Raw genomic sequence first — 20,021 nt, 5'->3', positions numbered from 1 at the left:
GAATTCGGGAGATTCATAGCGATGAGACGTGCCGTAAATGATTTACTCGGTGCTTACGACAAGCTGATCATGGATCCGGTACATGGCGGGATTCCGCTTTACCGGCACGAGATTCAGGTTATTGACCACCCGCTCTTCCAGCGCCTCAGGAATATCTGTCAGAACGACATCCTGAGTCTGGTATTTCCCGGCGCAACCCACTCCCGTTTCCTTCACAGTATCGGCGTTATGCATGTCGGTACCCGCATGTTCCGCTCCATGATTGATGCCTATCTGCGTGAGCGGCAGCTCAGCGAACAGACTGATCTCAGCCTCAGTCAGCTGGATGCCATCGATTACCTGGCGAAAACCATTCGCCTGGGTTGTCTTCTGCATGACAGTGGCCACTCGAGCTTTTCGCACCAGTTTACCCAGGCACGGCGTATCCGGGAGCTGATGTCCCGGCCAAACCGCTTCAGGGATCTCTGGTACGGCGTTGATTATTCCGCTTATCACTCGGAAGAGCCGGAAGAGCTGGAGCATGAGCACTATTCGGTCAGGGTTGCTCACGATGTGCTTTCTGCCATTGATCTCGAGGGCGCCGGACTGTTTGCCCGGGATGTGATCGGCATCATGGAGACAACGGACGTGCGCCCAAGTGAGACGTTTCGCAGGCATGCACGAACCTTCTGGGGCTTTATTGCCGGGGAAGACGCAGAGTCGGGATCACTGATCAGCGACGATATCCCCCGTTTGGTGATGGACTTGCTCTCTTCCATAGTCTCGGGCGAAATCGATGCCGACCGGGCCGACTATATGCTTCGCGACGGGTTCCATTCCTCCGTAACCATTGGTGGCTTTAACCTGGACCATCTGCTCAGCAATCTACGGTTTGGCTGGGATGTTTCTGAACCGTGGCTCGGGCTGGCGATCACCCAGAAAGGCCTGGGTGCACTGGAAGACTTTGTCTACAGCCGGCACCAGATGTACCGGAAAGTCTACGCCCACAAAACCGCCCTGGGTTTTGACTGGTTGCTCCGTGAAGCTATTAATGAAGTTCTTGAAGACCCGGAAAGCTTCGAATGGGTAGATACCTGTCTGAACGACATGGGCTTCTTTGCCGAACTCACGGACAACTTTTTCTGGGAAGCTTTCCGCAAGGTTGCCCGCAGGGATCCGGGAAGTTTTTCCTTCTGCATCGTTAACAGGGTCAAACTGAACCACCTGGACACCCGGGAAGACCTGTCTGAGAAAGGTATCGCCCGTCACAGTGCATGGCTGGCCCAGGAGCTCAAACTCAACCCGGACCACGTTGTAACCTGCTCCATGAGGGCCCGGTTCTCAAACATTCAGGACAACTTTAACGGCATCAAGGTATTGACCCGTGATCCCATCGACCGAAAAAGATCTCTCAAAAAGATCACGGATGTCAGTGCCTTTTTCAGCAAATTCAGTGATGGCACGATCACCCACTTCTACACCCGCCCGGATGTGACCACCGCTGATATCGAAGGTCTGGCAGAGTAACTTCAGCTATCAGGGACCATGGTCCGGATGAGACTGCAGGCGCTATTAAAGGCACCCTCAACCCGGCCGCCACTGAGCCAGTCACCCGCGATCCCAATCCCGTCTTCGGAAAACCAGAGATGGCCGGGCTGGTCTCCACCTTCGGAGCGGGCATACAGCCAGCGGTGGGTGACCACCTCATCCGGCTCATCGTCGAATCCCGTGACTTCCCGGAAGGCATCAATTAACCGGGCCGCAGCCTGCTCAGCGGGCGTATCGACATTCTGTTTCGTCCACTCCGGGTCGCCATGAAGTACCCACCACTGGCCAGAATCTTCACGCCCGGGCTTGCTGGAATTGTTGGCTACCCAATAAAGCACCGGGTGATCCGTTCGCATGCCTTCATGGTGAGACCATGGGGTCTGCTCAAAATGAATGGCGACTGCCCAGCATGGCAGAACCCGCTCGACCGGGTCGTCCAGATGGCTCGCCAACTCCGCAAGCCCGCTGTCTGCAAGTAGATCTCTCGACTGTGCCGGCGGTGCAGTGATAATGACCTGATCAAAATGACCGAGAGGGTTTCCGTTTACGTCTTCCAGAGCCCACTCCGAGTCATTTCGGGTCATTTTCCCCACCCGCGTTTCGGCAACTACATTCACATGGGCCGAGAGTGCCCGGGTAATCGCCGTCATCCGCGGCGTGCCAACGTAACGAGGCTCTTCCGGAAAGCTGCTCCACTCTCCACTCGAATCACGAAACCCGAACCGCCCTTGCCAGGTTTCGAAGCTTTCCTCACCGGCGTATTTCCGGAGAAACGGCAAAAAGTCAGGGTTTCGTGCGGTAAAATACTGGGCGCCGATATCCGCCGAGCCCCCACTGACCCGTTTCGCTGCAAGCCTGCCCCCCGGACCGCGACTTTTTTCAAACACGCTTACATCGTGACCCTGCTCTTGCAGGATGATCCCGGCTGTTAGTCCAGACAAACCTGAACCAACGATGGCAATGCGGCGTATAAGTGGTGTCTGAAAGGATTCATTAAACATAGTTACTGGTGCATCCAAAATCAGTGGTTAGATCGTACAAACCCGCAAGTATGATCTCCGGCCGAAAGCGCTTACGAGGCTGTTCAGTTTCATTTACACGAAGAAGGGCAATAAGGGTATGACCCGAGTGCAAAACTGGCTTACAAACATTCTGAGATGGTTCGATTCTGCCGCTGGTTCGGATCACATCGACACCAGTTCACGGTCTTTCAACGTAATCCGCGTCATTCCTTTTATAGCGCTCCATCTGGCTTGCCTGCTGGCGCTGTACACGGGGGTAAGCGCATTTGCCGCAGTCTTTGCACTGGGCTTCTTTCTAATCAGGATGTTCGCCATCACAGGTTTTTACCACCGCTACTTTGCCCACAAGACCTTCAAGACCAGCCGGCCCGCACAATTTGTTTTCGCTGTCCTGGGCGCCAGTGCAGCTCAAAGGGGGCCACTCTGGTGGGCAGCTCACCATCGCCACCATCACCAGCATTCCGATAAAGAGCAGGACCTGCATTCCCCGCACCAGGGTGGCTTTTGGTGGTCGCACGTCGGCTGGTTTACCTGCGACGCAGGCTTCGCCATGGATGAACGCAGGGTAAAGGACTGGCTGAAGTACCCAGAGCTCCGTTTCATCAATCGCTTCGATTCCATTGTGCCTGCGCTGGCGGCAATCGCAATCTATGCTTTGGGTGAAGCACTCGAAGCCTGGGCGCCCGGGCTTGGAACCAATGGACTCCAAATGCTGGTCTGGGGATTCTTTATTTCTACTGTCGCTCTGTTTCACGCGACCGTCTCAATCAACTCCTTGTCCCACGTCTGGGGCAAGCGCCGCTTTGAGACCTCCGACGACAGCCGTAACAATTTCTGGCTGGCTCTGCTCACCCTCGGGGAAGGCTGGCACAATAATCATCACCGGTGGCCTCAGTCCGCCAGGCAAGGCTTCCGCTGGTACGAGATCGACATCACCTGGTACGGGCTCTGGCTTCTGTCACGTCTGGGGATTATCTGGGAACTCAACCCGATACCGAAACATATTAAGGAAGAAACACGCCAATTGGACAAGATGAAGAGGACACGTTCATGAGCACCGCGTCAGTTATTGAAGTCGGTTCCCGTAACTCCGCCGTTCCTGCAACACTTGATCACTTCAAGGCACTGTTCAATGAACTGGACAAGGGCAACCTGAACAAGCTTCCCCAGGTTTACAGCGAAGATATCCGGTTTCAGGATCCTCTGGGTTCAATAGAGGGTCTCGATGAGCTCACCCAGTACTTTGCCGGCGCCTATGCCAACGTAATCAGCTGCCGATTCGAATTTCAGGACGCTGTGGTAAATGGCCCCTTTGCGGCGATTCCCTGGGTCATGCATCTTCAGCACAAGCGGATCAATAAGGGTCGGGAGGTAAAGGTAGACGGAATAAGCCACCTGCAGATACAGAACGGCATGGTGTGCTATCACCGTGACTACTTTGATGCCGGCCAACTACTATATGAAAACCTGCCATTGGTAGGTGGTGTTATTCGCTGGGTGAAGGACCACGCAGGATGAACATGCGTCTTCAGGATACATCGAATATCTGGATAACCGGTGCGAGCTCCGGAATTGGCGAGGCGCTGACCGAGGCGCTCGCTCGCGGAGGCCACCGGTTGATCATCACAGGGCGGCGAAAGCAACCTCTGGAGCAGCTCCAGTCCCTGGCCCCTGACCGCATCATGCCGGCCCCCGGAGACACCACCAGCAAATCCGATCTGAAGGATATTGCCGGTGTACTTGAGGACCAGGGTGACCTGCACATGGCGATCCTCAATGCCGGAACCTGTGAATACCTGGACATCACCCACTACAACAGTGATGTCATTGAAAAGAACATCCACACCAATGTGATTGGAACGGCACGATGCCTGGATATCGCCTTACCGGCGCTCAGGCGAACCCGTGCCAAGGGTCTCGCGGCAACGCTGGTCATTGTCAGCTCGTCCGCCTGGTGGTTTCCATTTGGACGGGCGGAGGGATATGGAGCTTCAAAAGCTGCGCTGACCTACTTCGCACAGTCCCTGCGAGCCGATCTGGCCGCGGAGGGCATTGATGTGGTTGTTGTCTCTCCCGGTTTTGTAAAAACCCCGTTAACCGATCGGAATGATTTCCCTATGCCCTTCCTCGTAGAGGCTGATGATGCTGCAGAGCGCATAGTGAGCGGGCTGGCCAAAGGCCACAATGAGATAGCCTTTCCGAAGCGTTTCACCTGGATGCTTCGCATCCTGGGAGCACTGCCCCGGCGAACGATCGACAAGATGGCAGCCAGCATGTCCCGCAAGAATAATCATTAACAGGATCACAATGGATGAGTAACGAGCGTCAGCGTATTGCTGTTATCGGGGCCGGCGTTTCCGGCCTCACGACCGCCTGGCTATTGGCCGAAAAGCACGACGTACAATTATTTGAAGCCGGTGACTACGCCGGTGGCCATACCAATACCGAGCAGGTGGACGCGGGAGGCCGTAGCTGGCCGGTAAATACCGGCTTTATCGTCTTCAATGACTGGACTTATCCGAACTTCATGCGCCTGATGGATCGGTTGGAAGTTCCCTCCGAAGTCAGCGATATGAGTTTCAGTGTGGACTGCAGCGCAACGGGGCTTCAATACAACGGCACCAATCTGAACACCCTGTTCGCGCAGCGCTCAAACCTGTTTAACCTGCCCTTCCTCAAGATGGTCAGAGAAATACTCCGGTTTAACAAGGAATCCCGTGCGGACCTGCAGGCTGGTGTTATCAACGATGAGGAAACACTGGGCGAATACCTGAACCGGAATGGTTATTCCCGTTATTTCCGCAACTATTACATTGTGCCGATGGGCGCTGCGATCTGGTCTGCCCCGGAAATCGTGCTGGAGCAGTTCCCGATCCGCTTTTTCCTGCAGTTTTTCAACAACCATGGAATGCTGTCTGTGGATGATCGCCCGACCTGGAGAGTCATCTCCGGCGGATCTGCACAGTACGTCCGGAAGATGATGGAACGTCTCGGAGACCGTACCCACCTCAACAGCCCCGTTGAGGGCGTAACACGGGATGAAGAAGGCGTCACGGTTCGGGTAAATGGAAAGGACGAGCGGTTCGATCAGGTTGTTCTTGCCTGTCACAGTGACCAGGCACTGGCCATGCTGGCCGATCCTTCGGATGAGGAACGTGACATCCTCGGTGCCATAGGCTTCCAACAGAACGACGTTGTCCTGCATACAGACAGCAGCGTTTTGCCGGATAACCGCAGAGCCTGGGCCGCCTGGAATTACTACATTCCTGCCCACAGCACCGAGCCCGTATCTGTCACTTACAACATGAACGTTCTACAGAACTTTGACGATGCGCCTGAGACCTTTTGCGTAACCCTTAATCGCAGCCATGACATTGCCCCGGATAAGGTGATCAAACAGTTCAGTTACGCTCACCCTGTGTTCACCCTGGAGGCCGTTGCAGCCCAGGGTCGCTACGACGAAATTGGCAATCGCAATCGCACCCACTATTGCGGCGCATACTGGTTTAACGGCTTTCATGAAGATGGCGTTTGCAGTGCGTTGAGAGTGACACAAGCCTTCGGGCTGGAGTTATAGCAATGAACAGCCAATGGCTGGAAGGCTCCGTCCGGCATCGCCGGAAATACCCTGTGCAGCACGAATTCGAATACAGCACCGGCATGCTGGCGCTTGATGTGGATGAATGGAATCAGGTGACGGAGATAAGCCCCCTTTTTTCGCTGGAGCGCTTCAACTGGTTGTCTTTAAAGCGTAAGGACTATTTCCGACCGGAAGCCGGCCCACTGTCTTCCGCGCTTCGTGATTACGTAGCCGAGGCAACGGGTTGGCGACCAGATGGCACCATAGAGCTTGTAACCCACCCTCGCTACTTCGGTTATGTATTTAACCCGGTCAGTTTCTACTTCTGCTACAGCGCGGGAGACGCGCCCGGTGAAGGTGCTGTGCCGAGGGTCATTGTCGCCCAGATCACCAACACTCCCTGGCATGAACGGCATGCCTACTGTCTTGAGACCACCGGAGCCGACCCCAATGACGCGGGCTGGCGTAGCGAACAGTTCGGCTTCAGCAAACGGTTCCACGTTTCTCCGTTCAACGGCATGGAGCAGCATTACCAGTGGACGTTCAGTTTCCGCGGTCCGGACCTGAGAATCCATATGAATGTTCTGGAAGAAGGCAAAAAGCATTTTGATGCCACCGTTGTAGTCCATCGCACCCCTCTCACTCGTAAAGAAGTACATAGAAGTCTGCGGAAGTTTCCTCTCGAGGCAATCAAGGTTTCGGCGGGAATTTACTGGCATGCCCTGAAACTGAAACTGAAGGGCGCTCCGTTTTACACGCACCCGGACAAGCTATCCGCAGACGATCCTGCCTACCGGCGGGGTTCAGATGATTCAGGCCTGGATATCTCCGGGACCGGAAACCTTAACAAGAAACGTGGAAGGGTAAGTTCATGGAGAACCTGAATACCTCAATACAATCAGTTGACCAGCAAGAGCGCGCTCGCCCGGTATTTAGTCGCATTGCCCGAAATCTGGTGATTCAGCAGCTAAGCCAGCTCCAGGACGGCCTTTTGACAATACGCGAAACCGGTTTCGACGATCTTGTTTTCGGAGACGGCGACCTTGACCACCAACCAGCGGAGCTGGTGATCCATGATCACAGCACCTGGAAGGACCTGCTGACCGGAGGCAGTGTTGGCGCTGCCGAGGCGTATGTGTCGGGTGACTGGTCCAGCCCTGATCTTGTCGCCCTGCTCCGGTTCTTTACCCGCAATGTGGATCGCATGAACGAGTTCGAGGACCGGTTCAGCTGGGTCACCAAACCCACGCTCAAGGGCCTGCATTGGCTCAACCGGAACACGAAAGAAGGCTCCCGAAAAAATATCAGCGCCCATTACGACCTGGGCAACGACCTCTTCGAGCTTTTCCTGGATACAACCATGATGTACTCCTCTGCGATCTATCCGAGCGAGGACTCAACGCTGGATGAAGCGGCAGTGCACAAATTGGATACGATTTGTCGCAAGCTGGACCTTCAGCCCGGTGACCGGGTCATGGAGATCGGCACTGGCTGGGGCGGCTTTGCCATTCATGCCGCCAGGCATTATGGCTGTCACGTGACGACGACGACGATTTCAAAGGAACAGCTGGAGTTGGCGAAATCCCGGGTCAGAGCAGAAGGCCTGGAAAACAGCATTACTCTCCTGTTTGACGACTACCGTGACCTCGAGGGGCAGTTCGACAAGCTGGTGTCGATCGAGATGATTGAGGCAGTGGGCCCGCAGTTTCTGGACAGCTATCTATCCCAGATCAATGCGCTGCTAAAGCCTGATGGTTTGGCGTTGATACAGGCCATCAACATGCCGGAACAGCGCTATCAGCGTGCCCTGAAGAACGTCGATTTTATCCAGCGGTTCATTTTCCCGGGGAGCTTTATTCCGTCTTTCGGCGCGATCCTTGATTCCGTCCGTAGCCAGAGCAACCTGGTGCTGACTCACGCCGAAGATATTGGTTTCCACTATGGCCGCACCCTGCGTGACTGGTGCGAACGGTTTATGGCCAAAACAGACAAACTCGAATCCCTTGGCTACGATCAGTCATTCCGTCGGCTGTGGCATTTCTATTTCGCCTACTGTGAAGCGGGCTTTAGTGAGAGAGCAATCGGTGTATCCCAGATACTCCTGGCCAAACCGGGCAATAAACGTGGGAATATACTAAGCGTATGATTGCCTCAAAAACCACGCGCAATATACTGAACTTCCTCATCTTCCAGATTGGCTGGCTGATGTGCATCCTGTATCCGGGCCTGCCGGCTGCAGGCCTGGTCGTGCTGTTCCTGGTATTGCACTTTGTGCTGGTCAGCCAAAGACGAATGAGTGAGCTGCAGTTTATCGGACTCGGTACCGTGGCTGGCGCAGCTCTGGATTTGTTGTGGTTCCGAACGGGCGTCCTGGCGTCCGTAAGTGGCGAGGTGCTGCTCACCCCACCCTGGCTTGTTGCTATCTGGGCGATCTTCATGACGACCCTGAGCCACTCTCTGGACTGGATCAGCCGCAAGCCCTGGCTGCCGTTCGTTCTGGCCCCCATCTCCGGTCCATTCGCTTACTGGTCCGCCAGTGAGCTTGGCGCGGTTGATTTGCCCCAGCTCATTCCATCTCTGATAGCGCTGGCAGTCGGCTGGTTTGTGGTGTTTCCCCTGCTTCTTTCTCTGCGGAAATCCCTGTACCCGGAGCTTGTCCAGTGAAGACAGTTTCAGTAATTGCTCTGGCTGGTATGGCCCTTGCGGCAGGTCCAACCATGGCCGCTACGATGATCTTCACTGGCACGGCAAAGGGGGCTCAGGGCGAAACCCTGTACCAGGAAACACACACCGCCACTGGCTCATGCATCGATGGGCTATTCCAGCCGCAATCCAACCAGATTGACTACCGCTGGCCCGACAGGGATGAAGTATTCGCCCGCAAGGCACTGGAATACCCTGGCTCAAAGCTCCGCCCTGTCGTTGACTTCCGACAGCCGGAATTCAGTGAGTCGCTGAGTATCCGGTATCCAGAGTCCGACGTGCTGGTCATCGACTGGCAAATGCCAAAAGGTGAAACCCGGACTTTTGACGTGCCCTATTCCAGTGACGTGGTGGTCGACGCCGGCTTTGATAACCTGGTTCGCAAGCACTGGTCTCAACTCATTCAGGGTCAGTCTGTAGAGTTTCGGTTCCTGGGCCCAACCCGTGGCGAACACTATGCTTTCGTGCTCGAACCAACGGAAAGCGCCGAGGTTGGCGCAGATTATGTTTTCCAGATACGCCCAACCGGCATGGTCCTGAGTTTTCTCGTCGATCCTATCGTTCTTGGGTACGATGAAAACGGCGCGCTTACTGACTACCTGGGGCTGACCAACATCCGCGAAAACGCAGACGCTAATTACACGGCCCATATCCGCTATTCCGTGGATAACTGGCCAGAATGTGAACTGACACCCTGACCCCGTCACCCTTGCCAAGGCATTCCCCCTCTATCAGTATGCTAAACTCCCCGGCGGAACCAACGCCGGAGAACCAGCGCTCATGATGTTCGTGTCTTTCAACGTCAATAGTATTCGTACCCGATTGCATCAACTAGAAGCCGTAATCGAAAACCTGAACCCGGACTTTATTGGTCTTCAGGAGACCAAGGTCAGGGATGAGGAATTCCCAATAGAAGCGATTCAGAAGCTCGGCTACCACGTCTATTTCCATGGGCAGAAGACTCATTACGGCGTTGCGTTGCTGTCACGAAAAGAACCCGACAAAGTCATTAAGGGCTATCCTTGGGATGGAGAGGACTCGCAGCGACGCCTGATTACCGGATGCTTCAACGTGAACGGTGAGAAACTGGTTGTCATCAATGGCTATTTCCCCCAGGGCGAGAGCCGCGACCATCCGGTCAAATTTCCGGCCAAGGAAAAGTTTTATGCCGACCTTATGAGTTACCTGGATGAGTTGAAGCAGGAAGGTGGCCAGGTGGTGGTCATGGGTGACATGAACATCTCCCCGACCGACAAGGACATCGGCATTGGCGCTGATAATGCCAAACGCTGGCTCAGAAGCGGAAAGTGCAGCTTCCTGCCGGAAGAACGGGAGTGGCTGGGCCAGGTTGAGCAACGCGGTTTCACGGATGTGTTTCGCTACCTGCATCCGGAAGAAGCTGATACCTTCAGCTGGTTTGACTACCGAAGCAAGGGGTTTGAGCGAGATCCCAGGCGTGGCCTGCGAATTGACCTGATCATGGCCAGCGACGGTCTTCTCACAAAAGCAAAGGACGCCGGTGTCTCTTACGATATCCGGGGCATGGAACGCCCGTCAGACCATTGCCCGGTCTGGGCGAGCTTCGAACTTTAGGGATTGGCCGGGCGCGATATGGCGAAAATTAAAACCCGCGACCGTATTCTCGATACCAGCCTGGCGCTGTTTAACAGCGTCGGGGAGCCGAATGTCACCACCCTTTTGATATCGGACGAAATGGATATCAGCCCCGGTAATCTTTATTACCACTTCAAAAGCAAGGGTGACATCGTGGAGGAGTTATTCGAGCGGTATGAGGCGGAAATGCTGGATTTATTGGCTGTACCGGAAGATGCGGATATCAGCCTGGATCAGAAAGGTTTTTTCCTTCACTTGCTGTTCGAGAGCGTTGCCCGCTACCGTTTTATTTACCAGGACCTGGTCAATGTCCTCTCACGCTATGATCGGTTGCAGTCACGATTTCGGCGCATTCTCAAAAAGAAGACATCCGCTTTCATGACCATCTGTGAGAGTTTCCGGCGTCAGGAAATGATGGATATTGAACCGGAGCAACTTCAGTCACTTTGCGAGCAGTTAACGCTAACAGCTTGTTACTGGAGTAGTTTTGATACTCTATCCCATCTTAATGACCGGGAGTCTGTTGATCCGGGCAGAGGTGTTTATCAGATGATGCACCTTGTTATCCCCTTCCTGCAGCCCGCGGAACAGGAAGAGGCAAAACTGATGAGCAGGGACTACCTGTAAACCAGAGCTACCCCTCTTCGTCGTGGCCGGATTGTTTCTGCAGGCGCACCAATTCACTCTCCAGGGCTTCGATCCGTCGCTCCAGGGCTTCGATCTCATCCCGACGATGGATTCCCAGCCTTCTCAGCGCCCCGGACACGCGTTCGTCGAACAGGTGTTCAAGTTTGTCCCAGGTACCGGTGGCCCGATCGCGAACATCGCCCACCCGGTCTTCAACAGACTTGATCTGTTTCTCAACCGCGCCACGGGTTTTGCTCTCAAGTTGCTCACCTTCCTGGACCAGCCGATCAAAAAAACGTCCGGTGTCTTCTTCGGCTTTCGTGTACGCCCCAAGGCCAGCAAGCCAGATCTGGCGAGCGGAACCCTTGATTTTTGCAGCCAGTTGCGGATCATTCTCCGGCTTATTGTCGTTTTCGTCAGACATGTAACAACCTCGGGGACAGAATATTGCTATAGGCCTCTATTGTATTACAGTGTGAGGAGGATTTCAGTCAGGCTGAAAACCGCGTCACCAAAGGCCGCAGTATAAACACGCATCCAATATGAAAAAATGTTTTCAAACGAAAGTGAGTCTCGCTTGAAGTGTTCAAAATATAGTCAATACTTCCCTATACCGGTGTCCCTGCTGATGCCGGTTTGTCTGGAAGTCTTTCATGGATACTACTCGCACGCCTCTGCCCGGCACACATTGCCGGGCTTTTTTTTGTTATTATTGCCCCCAGTTATATCCTTATTCCACTATTGAACCATGAAAAACCTCGGAGACACTGAATGATCGAAATTGCCTGGAGTAACTTTACTCCCTGGTCCGCGCTTGTGGGCGGTATTCTTATTGGCCTTGCAGCTGCCAGCTTCCTGCTTCTGAACGGCCGGATTGCCGGAATTAGCGGCATACTCGGCGGCCTGCTCACGCCAGCTCGTGGTGACATTGCATGGCGGCTTGCCTTCCTCATCGGGCTGATCGGCGCACCAACTGTCTGGATTCTGGCTTCAGAAATGCCTGCCATAGAGATCAACGCCGGTTACCCAGCTCTCATTATCGCCGGCCTCTTGGTCGGCATAGGCACCCGCTACGGTTCGGGGTGCACCAGTGGCCACGGCGTATGCGGCCTTTCGAGGCTATCCCTGCGATCTCTGGCAGCCACTCTGAGCTTTATGGCTGCGGGGTTCATCACTGTTTTCGTTATTCGTCACCTGCTGGGAGCCTGATGCCATGAAATACTCTATTGCGTCTTTCATTTCAGGATTGGTTTTCGGACTTGGCCTTATTGTCTCCGGCATGTCGAACCCGGAAAAGGTTCTTGGTTTTCTCGATCTTGCCGGCCTCTGGGACCCTTCCCTCGCATTCGTTATGGGAGGCGCCATCCTGGTGGGCCTGGGCGCTTTCGCCGTGGCCAGGAAACGCACATTGTCGTTCCTCGGCTTCAACATGACGATTCCCGGGCATACCCACATCGATAAGCGCCTGGTCATCGGTGGACTGACCTTCGGTGCTGGTTGGGGCATTGCAGGTTTCTGCCCGGGGCCCGGTCTCGTCGCACTTGGCGCAGGCGAGAGCAAGGCCATGGTTTTTGTGGCTGCTATGTTGGCCGGCATGGTGATCTTTGAAGTAATTGAACGCGCGCGAACAAAAGCCTGACTGAATTCATCAATTTCTTGAGCCGCCGGTCTGACACGCAGCAAGAGCTGTGCGATCATTGCGGCAGCTCGTTTACTGTCCTCGGAGACAAAAACCTATGGATATCAGAAAGATCGATGACACTATTTCGGTAGCACCCCAGATTTCTGTCGCCGAAGTAGCGGAGGCTGCCCGCCTCGGTTTCAAGACCCTGGTTGCCAACCGCCCGGACCAGGAAGAGCCTGGTCAGCCGACAATGGCAGATATCGCAGCCGCAGCCAGCGAGAACGGTCTCGACTGGGTTTATATGCCTGTTGAATCCGGCAATATCACCGACCAGGACATAGAGCGCTTCGCGCCAATGATCCGGGATGCCGAAAAACCCGTATTGGCTTTCTGCCGCTCAGGAACCCGTTGTACCGTACTCTGGGCACTGAGCGCGGCCCGTAACGCCCCGGCTCCTGAAATAGTTGATAAAGCCCGCAACGCAGGCTATGACATCAGTGGACTCGCGCCCCGAATGGCCCAGCAGGCCAAACACGGAGGCTGAAGGGCTGACCGGTTCCCCCAAGAATTAACGATCAGGATTCAGCGAATGCAGTTCAAAGGCTCAGAGAATTTCAGCCACAACCAGGCCGAGCGTCTCGGTATTCTGGTAACCAATCTTGGTACTCCCGACGCCCCCACACCATCCGCACTCCGTCGGTACTTGGCCGAATTTCTCTCAGACCCGCGTGTGGTAGAGCTTCCCCGCCCTCTATGGTGGCTCATTCTTCACGGCATCATCCTGCGGATCCGACCAAAACGCAGTGCTGAGGCTTACTCGGGTGTCTGGCAGCCAGAGGGCTCACCTCTGCTGATTCATACGGCGAAGCAGGCAGAAGGCATTCGCGAGGCCCTCAAAAAGAAATACGGCCCCAATGTCGTTGTTGGCTTCGCCATGCGGTACGGCAACCCATCCATCCCAAATGTACTTGATGAAATGCAGAATCAGGGGGTACGAAAGCTTCTGGTTTTACCTCTCTACCCCCAGTATTCCGCGTCAACATCGGCCTCGACCTTTGATGCAATCGCAAAGGACTTCAGCAAACGACGCTGGTTACCGGACTTTCGCTTTGTGTCCCACTACCCGGATTTTCCTCCATATATCGAGGCGATGGCGAGGCACATTGAGGCGCACTGGGCGAATCACGGTCGCAACGAGAAGCTGATTCTCTCTTACCATGGCGTACCCCTTAAATACCTCATGAAAGGGGATCCTTACCATTGCGAATGCCACAAGACCTCTCGCCTGCTGGCTGAGCGGCTTGGGTTGAGCAAGGAAGATTACCTCACCACATTTCAGTCCAGGTTTGGAAAAGAGGAGTGGCTCAAACCCTATACGGACGAGACCCTCAAGTCCCTGCCTGGAAAGGGCGTAAAATCGGTGGATGCGTTCTGTCCCGGTTTTTCCTCGGATTGTCTTGAAACAATTGAGGAGATAAACGAGGAAAACCGCGGGTACTTTATGGAGTCGGGCGGCCAGGCATTCAGCTATATTCCGGCGCTTAACGCCACCCCAGGACATATCGATGCCCTGGTGAAGCTCATCGAAGAAAATCTTCAAGGATGGCAGGTACCCAAAAATGAGCCCGAAGAGCTTGCTGATCGCCAGAAAGAGGCAGATGAGCGAAAAGAGGCCACATACCCTGGCCGTGATATCTAGTCGATCGCAACCGACAAACTGCTTATAGCAACAAGCCTGGGCTCATCATATCGGCGTGCTCAGGCTTTCCCGCCTTCCCCTGAACCTGAAAGCTCCGGGACCGCCTGGCAGAGTGTGCAGTCTTCCATATCCACGGCCGCGCCACCAGCTTCGACGTAACGAACCCTGTGACTTGCGCGCCCACGATTGCTCGACACCGAGAACTTTCGATTCTCGCGTAAATCGCGCTCCTCATGTGTTTCTGTAAACTTTTTCGAGTCAGACATGGAGACCTCCATCATGTGCCACAGACATTATGGGGACGGGACAACCACAAACAAAATAGGCAATAACACGGGGTTAAACGTGAGGTCTGTTTTGCCATGAGCCGCCGTGTTCCGGTGCCCGCGTTTCAGTTTGTAACCAGACCGGTTAAGTCCTATGGTGAAAATTGGAATGCATTGACCCGCTGAATCTGCCCCTTGAGAACTGCCCGGCCTAACGGCTCCGCTCACCTGGCGCATTTCATTGTGGGCTTAGTTCTGAGCTAACCAGTAAGGAGAAGCTAGCATGTCGATAACGTCAGAAACGCAATCAGCTACAGATGTATCAGGCTGGCTCGACCCAACCATGGACTCGGTACGCGGGACGGAAACGCCCAAGGATCCGAACAAAGGCTACATTGCCCTGCTTGGCTGGAGCTTGAATGCGGTCAAGGCCGCGCAGAAGTTCGACCGTCGCTATATTGTGGTCGCTCCCGATTGGGCTGCGGATTTCTGCACCGCAAACAAGATACCTTTCATTCCATGGGATTTTACCCGCCTGAATGACCGGTCCATGGAGATTGCAGAAAGGCTAAAAGCGGAAGGCGTTGATGTAGCGCTACCTCTCTTCGAGGAAACCGTCGAGTGGTCAGGGGCGATCAACTCAGTCCTGTTTAAAGAACCTCATATGTACGGCCAGTCTATTTTGTTTCGTGACAAAGCCCTGATGAAGCGCCGCGCACAACTTGGCGGTATTCGCGTCGGGATCTTCGAGGAGGCATATGAAAAAGACGACATTGTCCGCTTCATGAGGCGCGTCAATCAGACACTCTTGCACCTTGAGGGTGACCCGGACGACCCGATTCACGTCAAGGCCTTCGACAAAGCCGGTTGCCTCGGCCACCGAATGATTCGCAAGGTAGAAGACATTGACGCCATTCCGCCGGAAGAATATCCCCTGCTGATGGAAAGTCACCTGAGTGGCTGGGAGTTTGCTGTCGAGGCCTGGATCCACGACGGGAAAATCAAGTTCCTTAATATTTCCGAATACGTCACGCTGGGTTACTCGGTGTTCGTCCCCGCTACCAATGAGCTAGAGAGCTGGCGCAACGCGATCACCAAGCAGATCGAACTGCTGATCAAAACCTTCGACATCAAATTCGGGTTTATCCATCCCGAGTACTTCGTTACGGCTGACGGCGAAATGTATTTTGGGGAAGTTGCGTATCGTCCGCCGGGGTTCAAGGCGTTCGAGCTGATCGAGCGAGCCTATGGATTCAGCGCTTACCAGGCATCAATGCTGGTGTTCGACCCCAAGAGCACGAAAGAAGAAGTCGATGCCTTTTTCCCCCGCGAAGTGGTCGACGCGAAGGGCTACGCCGGTTGCTTCGGTGTGTATCCAAGACGTCGTGTGATCAGCAGGCTGGAAATGCCCAAAGAAACGGTTGAACACCCCTACTTCGAGTCTCACGAATTGGTCCCGCCTAAAGAAGAGACGGTTCCTGACCGTTTAGCCTACGGCACGCACTGGGGCCTGATCTTCTTCTTCGGTGACGACCCCATCAAGATGCGGGACCTGCTCAAAGCCCAGGAAGATCTGGACTTCTACGTTTAGAGGCTGTGCTCAGCGCGGCTATGGATTTGGCATGGAACGCCGCTGCATCGGACGCGGCCGCACAACCGGGGTCATCCGCCAGGACATTAAGCGCTGGCACCGGTTTCCCTGCCAGCGCCTCGCTCACAGCATAGGCGCTATCAGCCAAAGCCTTGGCGTTGTAGCCGCCTTCCAGCATCAGTACCAGTCGGCCATCACAGAGCTCGTCGGCCAGGCCGCTCATGCGCTGGGTGACGGCCGCATAGCCGGTCTCGTCCATGGCGCAGACCATGTCGAGGTGATGGCAGTCGAAGCCGGTGGATACCAACACAATATCGGGCCGGAATGCATGTGCCGCCGGCCTCACCACCTGCTCGAACACCTTCAGCAGCGCGGCGTTGCCAAAACCAATGGGCAGTGGCACGTTGAGATGGTAACCGAGACCGGCTCCAGCTCCGGTTTCAGCCAACAGGCCGGTGCCCGGGTAGAACGGTGCCGCGCAGTGGCTATCGACCACCAGCACGCTGGGGTCGTCATAGAAAATGGCCTGGGTGCCGTTGCCGTGATGCATGTCCCAGTCCCAGATCATTACGCGGTCATAGCCAAGCGCTTTGCGCGCATGCGCCGCAGCGACTGCCAGGTTGTTATAAAGGCAAAAGCCCCGGGCACGGTCGGCCGGAGCATGGTGACCTGGCGGACGCACGATACAGAACGCCCGCCGGGCTTCACCGGCGGTGATAGTTTCGATCGCGCCGATCCCGGAACCGGCCGCCAGGCGGGCCGCCATCACACTGCCCGGCGACACTGCGGTCGTGTCTTTGGCCAGCCAGCCGGACTGTCCATCCAGAGACTCGATATGAGCCACATAGGCTGCATCATGTGCCCGCTCGAGCTGAGTGGCGCTGGCCGGGTCTGGCAGCATCCACCGCACGCCGTCGATGGGCTTGATAACCAGCCGATCGACGATCGCGGTAAGGCGCTCCGGACGTTCCGGATGGCTATAGGTGTCCAGGTTGCTGTTGGGATACTGCAGCTCAATCATTGCCTTGACGGCGTCGGTCCATTCGGGACGGTCAGGATCCCAACCGTGTGGATTGTGACCGAGCATGCGGAAGTCGTAATAGATCAATACGGTCGCCGTCATAGCTGTCATCCCAGACATGGTGTTTTGACCTGCCCATCTCGGCAGCATGGATATACTGATATGGTCACTTACCAACACACAGCCCTAGTTGAGAGGGCTCGCCATGAAAGAGTCTAATTTAGAAATCAGTGAACATAAAACCCGGTCGGTCAACCCGAAGCACCGATGAATTGCTTTTTATACAAGCATTCCAACACACCAGTGCCTAAGTTCACCTCTGACGGGCGGCGAAAAACACCGTTCCAACAACACAAAGGTCAATACTGCCGCCTGTGCTTCTGAACAACGAAAGAAGCTTAGGCATCGAATGGCTGCAGTTAATTGTAGGGCCTTAGCTCAGGCCGGAAATTAATACTGTAAAGCCTGCTTAGGTCGCAAAGCGAACGTTCAGGATTAGGTTACGCCCAGCTCACGCGACGGTTTCGAGTTGTAAAACGATAGTTCAAAAAGCGCGGAGCCTGCGCCCTACCGCTTGAAAAGCCTCCTAAGAAAAATATTTCCAATTTAGTTGATCCATAAACTAGTTAGTTCAGTACTAAATCAAAACCGAGGATGTTTTGATGGCGAACACTGAACTTACCCAAACGCGAGCCGACTCCTGGCGCGCCGTTGTTGAAGCCTACCAAGTCTGCAGTCAGCGGTATGGCTCAGCCCTGAATCACGTCGACCTGACGCCCGCTCAGTTCGAGGTAATGATCCTGATTCGTTCGCTCAAGCAAAACGCCACACCAAAACGAATCGCTGAACGACTGCTGGTGACCAAGGGCAACATCACCGGGGTGACCAATCGCCTGCTGTCCCGAGGCTTGATTGATCGGCAAAGCCACCAAACCGATGGCCGATCCCTTGTATTCGAGCTCACTTCTCAGGGCCATCATCTTCTCCTGGACGCCAATAAAGTGGCCGCTGAATTTGTTCGCCAGCAGCTGCAGCCATTCACCGATGAAGAAGTTGCAATTGTCGGGCGTCTGATGCGCCAAATGAAACAGCACCTGTTGTCGATGGACGCATACAGCATTGTGAAAGCCGCCCTGGATTAGGCGAAACCTCTGGAGAATGTTCATGTTGAACTCACCGTTTCTCTCCGTGCCACCTGCCAGCTTGAGAGCGCTGGAACTCAGAGCTGCAGCCGACGTGCTGGCATTGCCACTCTGGATGACCAGACTTGCGTCACGCAACGTCACGGATATGGGCCAGAACAGGGCCGTGTTCGTTCTACCGGGGTTTGGAGCAAGCGACAGGGCCATGGCTCCGATGCGCTATTTCTTGCGGCGCCATGGCTTCAATCCACTGGAATGGGGGCTCGGCGTCAATAAAGCCGGCCTGGATCTTCCCCACGATCCGCACATGCTGTCCTGGGACTTCGAGATACCCGAAAAAGTCGCAGGCGAGACCGGTGTTCCCTATCTGTGTGATCAGATGGTAGAGCGGGTATCACGTTTCTGCGAGGAACATTCAACCACCGCATCGCTGGTAGGCTGGAGCCTCGGCGGAACCATCGCCCGTGAAGTCGCAAGAGATCTGCCACAGTATGTCGACCAGGTGGTCACCTTGGGTTCACCGGTGATCGGCGGTCCCAAATACACCAGTGCGGCAGGCCTTCTAAGTAAGCGGGGCTTAGATCTCGACTGGATTGAGCTGGAAATAGAAAGACGCAATCAGAAGCCAATCAAGCCACCCGTCAGCGCCATCATTAGCCGAACCGACGGAATAGTGGACTGGTCCGCCAGCATCCTGGCCAATGACAGCACCACCCGCTACATAACCACCGACGTCTCCCATCTCGGGATGGGCATCAACCGGCACATGATGGAGCTTGTGCTGCAGGAACTGACCCGTGAGCGGAAGGCGCAATGACAGAATCCCGAAACTCAGAACGGGTGGTCCTGTTTGTGCCGGGTGCAATGACCGGTGATTGGATCTGGGAAGACAATTTTGCCCAAGCCTTCTCTGAGGCCGGTTACATCGTAAGAACCATGAGTTTTCGTGGCCATGGCGCAGGCTTGGTTGAGCGGATGTCACTGCGCTTCGACGATTACGTCAAAGACTGTGTCACGGAGATATCCAGATGCAGTCGTGCGCCTCACATCGTTGGCCATTCGCTCGGCGGCCTGGTGGCCCTCCATGCAGCCACCCGAGTGCCGGTCGAATCAATGGCATTGCTGTCACCGGCACCTATCGGTGGGATGACTCGGAGCATCGCATCGCTGGCTGCGACGTCCCCGATGTCCGTTGTCAAATTTTCGGCCGCGCTCTTGAACGCGCGCGTTACGCGTTATGGCACGCCACCCCTGGGCGTGTATTCGCCTTCATGCGAACCCGAACGAGCCAACGCCATCACCGCCCAGCTCAAGTCTGAGGCGTTACCGGTCATTTTAAAGCTCCTCGCGCCGCCAACGCTGGCAGTGGATAGACTCGACGCCAATCGAATTCTGATGGTTGGCGCCGAAGGCGACATGATTATTCCAGCCTCTGAAGTCAGGCGCTCTGCCACTTTTATCAATGCACGATTCAAATCCTACAAAGGGCTGAGTCACACATTTCAGGCGGAGCGGGAGTGGCCGGTTGTCGCTAATGATCTTCTTCGTTTCTTTGCGAGAACTTAGCACCAAATGGCTCATCCCCGATGCCTGCTAGGGTCGCAA

23 protein-coding genes are annotated in these 20,021 nt (G+C 55.0%); 19 read left to right on the top strand and 4 right to left on the bottom strand.

Annotated elements, in window-relative coordinates; genetic code table 11:
* Positions 1 to 21 precede the first annotated feature (21 nt).
* Entirely contained in the window at positions 22 to 1,506 is a 1,485-nt protein-coding gene (locus KFJ24_RS05760) for a phosphohydrolase (protein ID WP_250830112.1), read from the top strand.
* A gap of 2 nt (positions 1,507 to 1,508) precedes the next feature.
* Here the strand turns inward: KFJ24_RS05760 and KFJ24_RS05755 are convergent, their stop codons facing one another.
* Positions 1,509 to 2,528, bottom strand: a complete 1,020-nt coding sequence (locus KFJ24_RS05755) for an NAD(P)/FAD-dependent oxidoreductase (RefSeq protein ID WP_250830111.1) — start codon at positions 2,526 to 2,528, stop codon at positions 1,509 to 1,511.
* 118 nt (positions 2,529 to 2,646) lie between these two features.
* Here KFJ24_RS05755 and KFJ24_RS05750 point away from each other — a divergent pair, with 118 nt between their 5' ends.
* The 10 genes from KFJ24_RS05750 to KFJ24_RS05705 all read left to right on the top strand — a co-directional run bounded on the left by KFJ24_RS05750 (position 2,647) and on the right by KFJ24_RS05705 (position 11,073).
* Positions 2,647 to 3,603: an acyl-CoA desaturase gene (locus KFJ24_RS05750; protein WP_250830110.1), complete on the top strand. Its 957-nt coding sequence runs from the start codon at positions 2,647 to 2,649 to the stop codon at positions 3,601 to 3,603.
* Complete coding sequence (locus KFJ24_RS05745; RefSeq protein ID WP_250830109.1) at positions 3,600 to 4,067, top strand: nuclear transport factor 2 family protein; 468 nt, start codon at positions 3,600 to 3,602, stop codon at positions 4,065 to 4,067. The genes KFJ24_RS05750 and KFJ24_RS05745 overlap by 4 nt, the downstream gene beginning before the upstream one ends.
* Entirely contained in the window at positions 4,064 to 4,846 is a 783-nt protein-coding gene (locus tag KFJ24_RS05740) for an SDR family NAD(P)-dependent oxidoreductase (protein WP_250830108.1), read from the top strand. Before KFJ24_RS05745 ends, KFJ24_RS05740 begins: the two co-directional genes overlap by 4 nt.
* A gap of 14 nt (positions 4,847 to 4,860) precedes the next feature.
* The gene (locus KFJ24_RS05735; protein WP_250830107.1) at positions 4,861 to 6,126 is read left to right on the top strand and encodes an NAD(P)/FAD-dependent oxidoreductase; all 1,266 of its coding nucleotides are present in this window, start codon (positions 4,861 to 4,863) and stop codon (positions 6,124 to 6,126) included.
* A 2-nt stretch (positions 6,127 to 6,128) separates the two neighbouring features.
* A complete protein-coding gene (locus tag KFJ24_RS05730; RefSeq protein ID WP_250830106.1) occupies positions 6,129 to 7,013 on the top strand; it encodes a DUF1365 domain-containing protein in 885 nt (294 codons plus the stop codon).
* A complete protein-coding gene (locus tag KFJ24_RS05725; protein ID WP_250830105.1) occupies positions 7,001 to 8,275 on the top strand; it encodes an SAM-dependent methyltransferase in 1,275 nt (424 codons plus the stop codon). Before KFJ24_RS05730 ends, KFJ24_RS05725 begins: the two co-directional genes overlap by 13 nt.
* Entirely contained in the window at positions 8,272 to 8,793 is a 522-nt protein-coding gene (locus KFJ24_RS05720) for a DUF2878 domain-containing protein (protein WP_250830104.1), read from the top strand. Before KFJ24_RS05725 ends, KFJ24_RS05720 begins: the two co-directional genes overlap by 4 nt.
* Positions 8,790 to 9,530 (top strand): hypothetical protein, encoded by a 741-nt coding sequence (locus KFJ24_RS05715; protein WP_250830103.1) that lies wholly within the window; start codon positions 8,790 to 8,792, stop codon positions 9,528 to 9,530. The genes KFJ24_RS05720 and KFJ24_RS05715 overlap by 4 nt, the downstream gene beginning before the upstream one ends.
* A gap of 82 nt (positions 9,531 to 9,612) precedes the next feature.
* Positions 9,613 to 10,425, top strand: a complete 813-nt coding sequence (xthA, locus tag KFJ24_RS05710) for an exodeoxyribonuclease III (protein ID WP_250830102.1) — start codon at positions 9,613 to 9,615, stop codon at positions 10,423 to 10,425.
* An 18-nt stretch (positions 10,426 to 10,443) separates the two neighbouring features.
* Positions 10,444 to 11,073: a TetR/AcrR family transcriptional regulator gene (locus KFJ24_RS05705; protein WP_250830101.1), complete on the top strand. Its 630-nt coding sequence runs from the start codon at positions 10,444 to 10,446 to the stop codon at positions 11,071 to 11,073.
* 7 nt (positions 11,074 to 11,080) lie between these two features.
* Here the strand turns inward: KFJ24_RS05705 and KFJ24_RS05700 are convergent, their stop codons facing one another.
* Entirely contained in the window at positions 11,081 to 11,497 is a 417-nt protein-coding gene (locus tag KFJ24_RS05700; RefSeq protein ID WP_250830100.1) for a phasin family protein, read from the bottom strand.
* 347 nt (positions 11,498 to 11,844) lie between these two features.
* On the opposite strand from KFJ24_RS05700, the gene KFJ24_RS05695 reads away from it, so the two are divergent.
* The 4 genes from KFJ24_RS05695 (at position 11,845) to hemH (ending at position 14,396) form a co-directional block, all read left to right on the top strand.
* Entirely contained in the window at positions 11,845 to 12,282 is a 438-nt protein-coding gene (locus KFJ24_RS05695) for a YeeE/YedE family protein (protein ID WP_250830099.1), read from the top strand.
* Between the two features lie 4 nt (positions 12,283 to 12,286).
* Positions 12,287 to 12,712, top strand: coding sequence for a DUF6691 family protein (locus tag KFJ24_RS05690; RefSeq protein WP_250830098.1), 426 nt, complete (start codon positions 12,287 to 12,289; stop codon positions 12,710 to 12,712).
* A 97-nt stretch (positions 12,713 to 12,809) separates the two neighbouring features.
* Positions 12,810 to 13,241: a TIGR01244 family sulfur transferase gene (locus KFJ24_RS05685; protein ID WP_250830097.1), complete on the top strand. Its 432-nt coding sequence runs from the start codon at positions 12,810 to 12,812 to the stop codon at positions 13,239 to 13,241.
* Positions 13,242 to 13,286: 45 nt separating this feature from the next.
* Complete coding sequence (hemH, locus tag KFJ24_RS05680) at positions 13,287 to 14,396, top strand: ferrochelatase (RefSeq protein WP_250830096.1); 1,110 nt, start codon at positions 13,287 to 13,289, stop codon at positions 14,394 to 14,396.
* A 59-nt stretch (positions 14,397 to 14,455) separates the two neighbouring features.
* Here hemH and KFJ24_RS05675 read toward each other — a convergent pair whose 3' ends face one another.
* Complete coding sequence (locus tag KFJ24_RS05675; protein ID WP_250830095.1) at positions 14,456 to 14,662, bottom strand: hypothetical protein; 207 nt, start codon at positions 14,660 to 14,662, stop codon at positions 14,456 to 14,458.
* A 283-nt stretch (positions 14,663 to 14,945) separates the two neighbouring features.
* On the opposite strand from KFJ24_RS05675, the gene KFJ24_RS05670 reads away from it, so the two are divergent.
* The gene (locus KFJ24_RS05670) at positions 14,946 to 16,253 is read left to right on the top strand and encodes an ATP-grasp domain-containing protein (protein WP_250830094.1); all 1,308 of its coding nucleotides are present in this window, start codon (positions 14,946 to 14,948) and stop codon (positions 16,251 to 16,253) included.
* Here the strand turns inward: KFJ24_RS05670 and KFJ24_RS05665 are convergent.
* Positions 16,219 to 17,394 (bottom strand): histone deacetylase family protein, encoded by a 1,176-nt coding sequence (locus KFJ24_RS05665; protein ID WP_250830093.1) that lies wholly within the window; start codon positions 17,392 to 17,394, stop codon positions 16,219 to 16,221. The genes KFJ24_RS05670 and KFJ24_RS05665 overlap by 35 nt on opposite strands.
* A gap of 542 nt (positions 17,395 to 17,936) precedes the next feature.
* Here KFJ24_RS05665 and KFJ24_RS05660 point away from each other — a divergent pair.
* The 3 genes from KFJ24_RS05660 to KFJ24_RS05650 are packed head-to-tail and all read left to right on the top strand — an operon-like array spanning position 17,937 to position 19,982.
* Positions 17,937 to 18,416: a MarR family winged helix-turn-helix transcriptional regulator gene (locus tag KFJ24_RS05660; RefSeq protein WP_250830092.1), complete on the top strand. Its 480-nt coding sequence runs from the start codon at positions 17,937 to 17,939 to the stop codon at positions 18,414 to 18,416.
* Between the two features lie 22 nt (positions 18,417 to 18,438).
* A complete protein-coding gene (locus KFJ24_RS05655) occupies positions 18,439 to 19,233 on the top strand; it encodes an esterase/lipase family protein (RefSeq protein WP_250830091.1) in 795 nt (264 codons plus the stop codon).
* On the top strand, positions 19,230 to 19,982 hold the full coding sequence (locus KFJ24_RS05650) for an alpha/beta hydrolase (RefSeq protein WP_250830090.1): 753 nt from the start codon (positions 19,230 to 19,232) through the stop codon (positions 19,980 to 19,982). Before KFJ24_RS05655 ends, KFJ24_RS05650 begins: the two co-directional genes overlap by 4 nt.
* Positions 19,983 to 20,021 lie beyond the last annotated feature (39 nt).

Source organism: Marinobacter sediminum (genome assembly GCF_023657445.1).
Taxonomy (GTDB): Bacteria; Pseudomonadota; Gammaproteobacteria; order Pseudomonadales; family Oleiphilaceae; genus Marinobacter; species Marinobacter sediminum_A.
Note: the sequence above shows the minus strand (reverse complement) of the source record. Positions and strands in the feature narration are given on the sequence as shown.

Bases quoted from the DNA above. Each gene is read 5' to 3' on its own strand.
- KFJ24_RS05760 (WP_250830112.1), top strand. From the start codon at position 22: ATGAGACGTGCCGTAAATGATTTACTCGGTGCTTACGACAAGCTGATC.
- KFJ24_RS05755 (WP_250830111.1), bottom strand. From the start codon at position 2,528: ATGTTTAATGAATCCTTTCAGACACCACTTATACGCCGCATTGCCATC.
- KFJ24_RS05750 (WP_250830110.1), top strand. From the start codon at position 2,647: ATGACCCGAGTGCAAAACTGGCTTACAAACATTCTGAGATGGTTCGAT.
- KFJ24_RS05745 (WP_250830109.1), top strand. From the start codon at position 3,600: ATGAGCACCGCGTCAGTTATTGAAGTCGGTTCCCGTAACTCCGCCGTT.
- KFJ24_RS05740 (WP_250830108.1), top strand. From the start codon at position 4,064: ATGAACATGCGTCTTCAGGATACATCGAATATCTGGATAACCGGTGCG.
- KFJ24_RS05735 (WP_250830107.1), top strand. From the start codon at position 4,861: ATGAGTAACGAGCGTCAGCGTATTGCTGTTATCGGGGCCGGCGTTTCC.
- KFJ24_RS05730 (WP_250830106.1), top strand. From the start codon at position 6,129: ATGAACAGCCAATGGCTGGAAGGCTCCGTCCGGCATCGCCGGAAATAC.
- KFJ24_RS05725 (WP_250830105.1), top strand. From the start codon at position 7,001: ATGGAGAACCTGAATACCTCAATACAATCAGTTGACCAGCAAGAGCGC.
- KFJ24_RS05720 (WP_250830104.1), top strand. From the start codon at position 8,272: ATGATTGCCTCAAAAACCACGCGCAATATACTGAACTTCCTCATCTTC.
- xthA (WP_250830102.1), top strand. From the start codon at position 9,613: ATGATGTTCGTGTCTTTCAACGTCAATAGTATTCGTACCCGATTGCAT.
- KFJ24_RS05705 (WP_250830101.1), top strand. From the start codon at position 10,444: ATGGCGAAAATTAAAACCCGCGACCGTATTCTCGATACCAGCCTGGCG.
- KFJ24_RS05700 (WP_250830100.1), bottom strand. From the start codon at position 11,497: ATGTCTGACGAAAACGACAATAAGCCGGAGAATGATCCGCAACTGGCT.
- KFJ24_RS05695 (WP_250830099.1), top strand. From the start codon at position 11,845: ATGATCGAAATTGCCTGGAGTAACTTTACTCCCTGGTCCGCGCTTGTG.
- KFJ24_RS05690 (WP_250830098.1), top strand. From the start codon at position 12,287: ATGAAATACTCTATTGCGTCTTTCATTTCAGGATTGGTTTTCGGACTT.
- KFJ24_RS05685 (WP_250830097.1), top strand. From the start codon at position 12,810: ATGGATATCAGAAAGATCGATGACACTATTTCGGTAGCACCCCAGATT.
- hemH (WP_250830096.1), top strand. From the start codon at position 13,287: ATGCAGTTCAAAGGCTCAGAGAATTTCAGCCACAACCAGGCCGAGCGT.
- KFJ24_RS05675 (WP_250830095.1), bottom strand. From the start codon at position 14,662: ATGTCTGACTCGAAAAAGTTTACAGAAACACATGAGGAGCGCGATTTA.
- KFJ24_RS05670 (WP_250830094.1), top strand. From the start codon at position 14,946: ATGTCGATAACGTCAGAAACGCAATCAGCTACAGATGTATCAGGCTGG.
- KFJ24_RS05665 (WP_250830093.1), bottom strand. From the start codon at position 17,394: ATGTCTGGGATGACAGCTATGACGGCGACCGTATTGATCTATTACGAC.
- KFJ24_RS05660 (WP_250830092.1), top strand. From the start codon at position 17,937: ATGGCGAACACTGAACTTACCCAAACGCGAGCCGACTCCTGGCGCGCC.
- KFJ24_RS05655 (WP_250830091.1), top strand. From the start codon at position 18,439: ATGTTGAACTCACCGTTTCTCTCCGTGCCACCTGCCAGCTTGAGAGCG.
- KFJ24_RS05650 (WP_250830090.1), top strand. From the start codon at position 19,230: ATGACAGAATCCCGAAACTCAGAACGGGTGGTCCTGTTTGTGCCGGGT.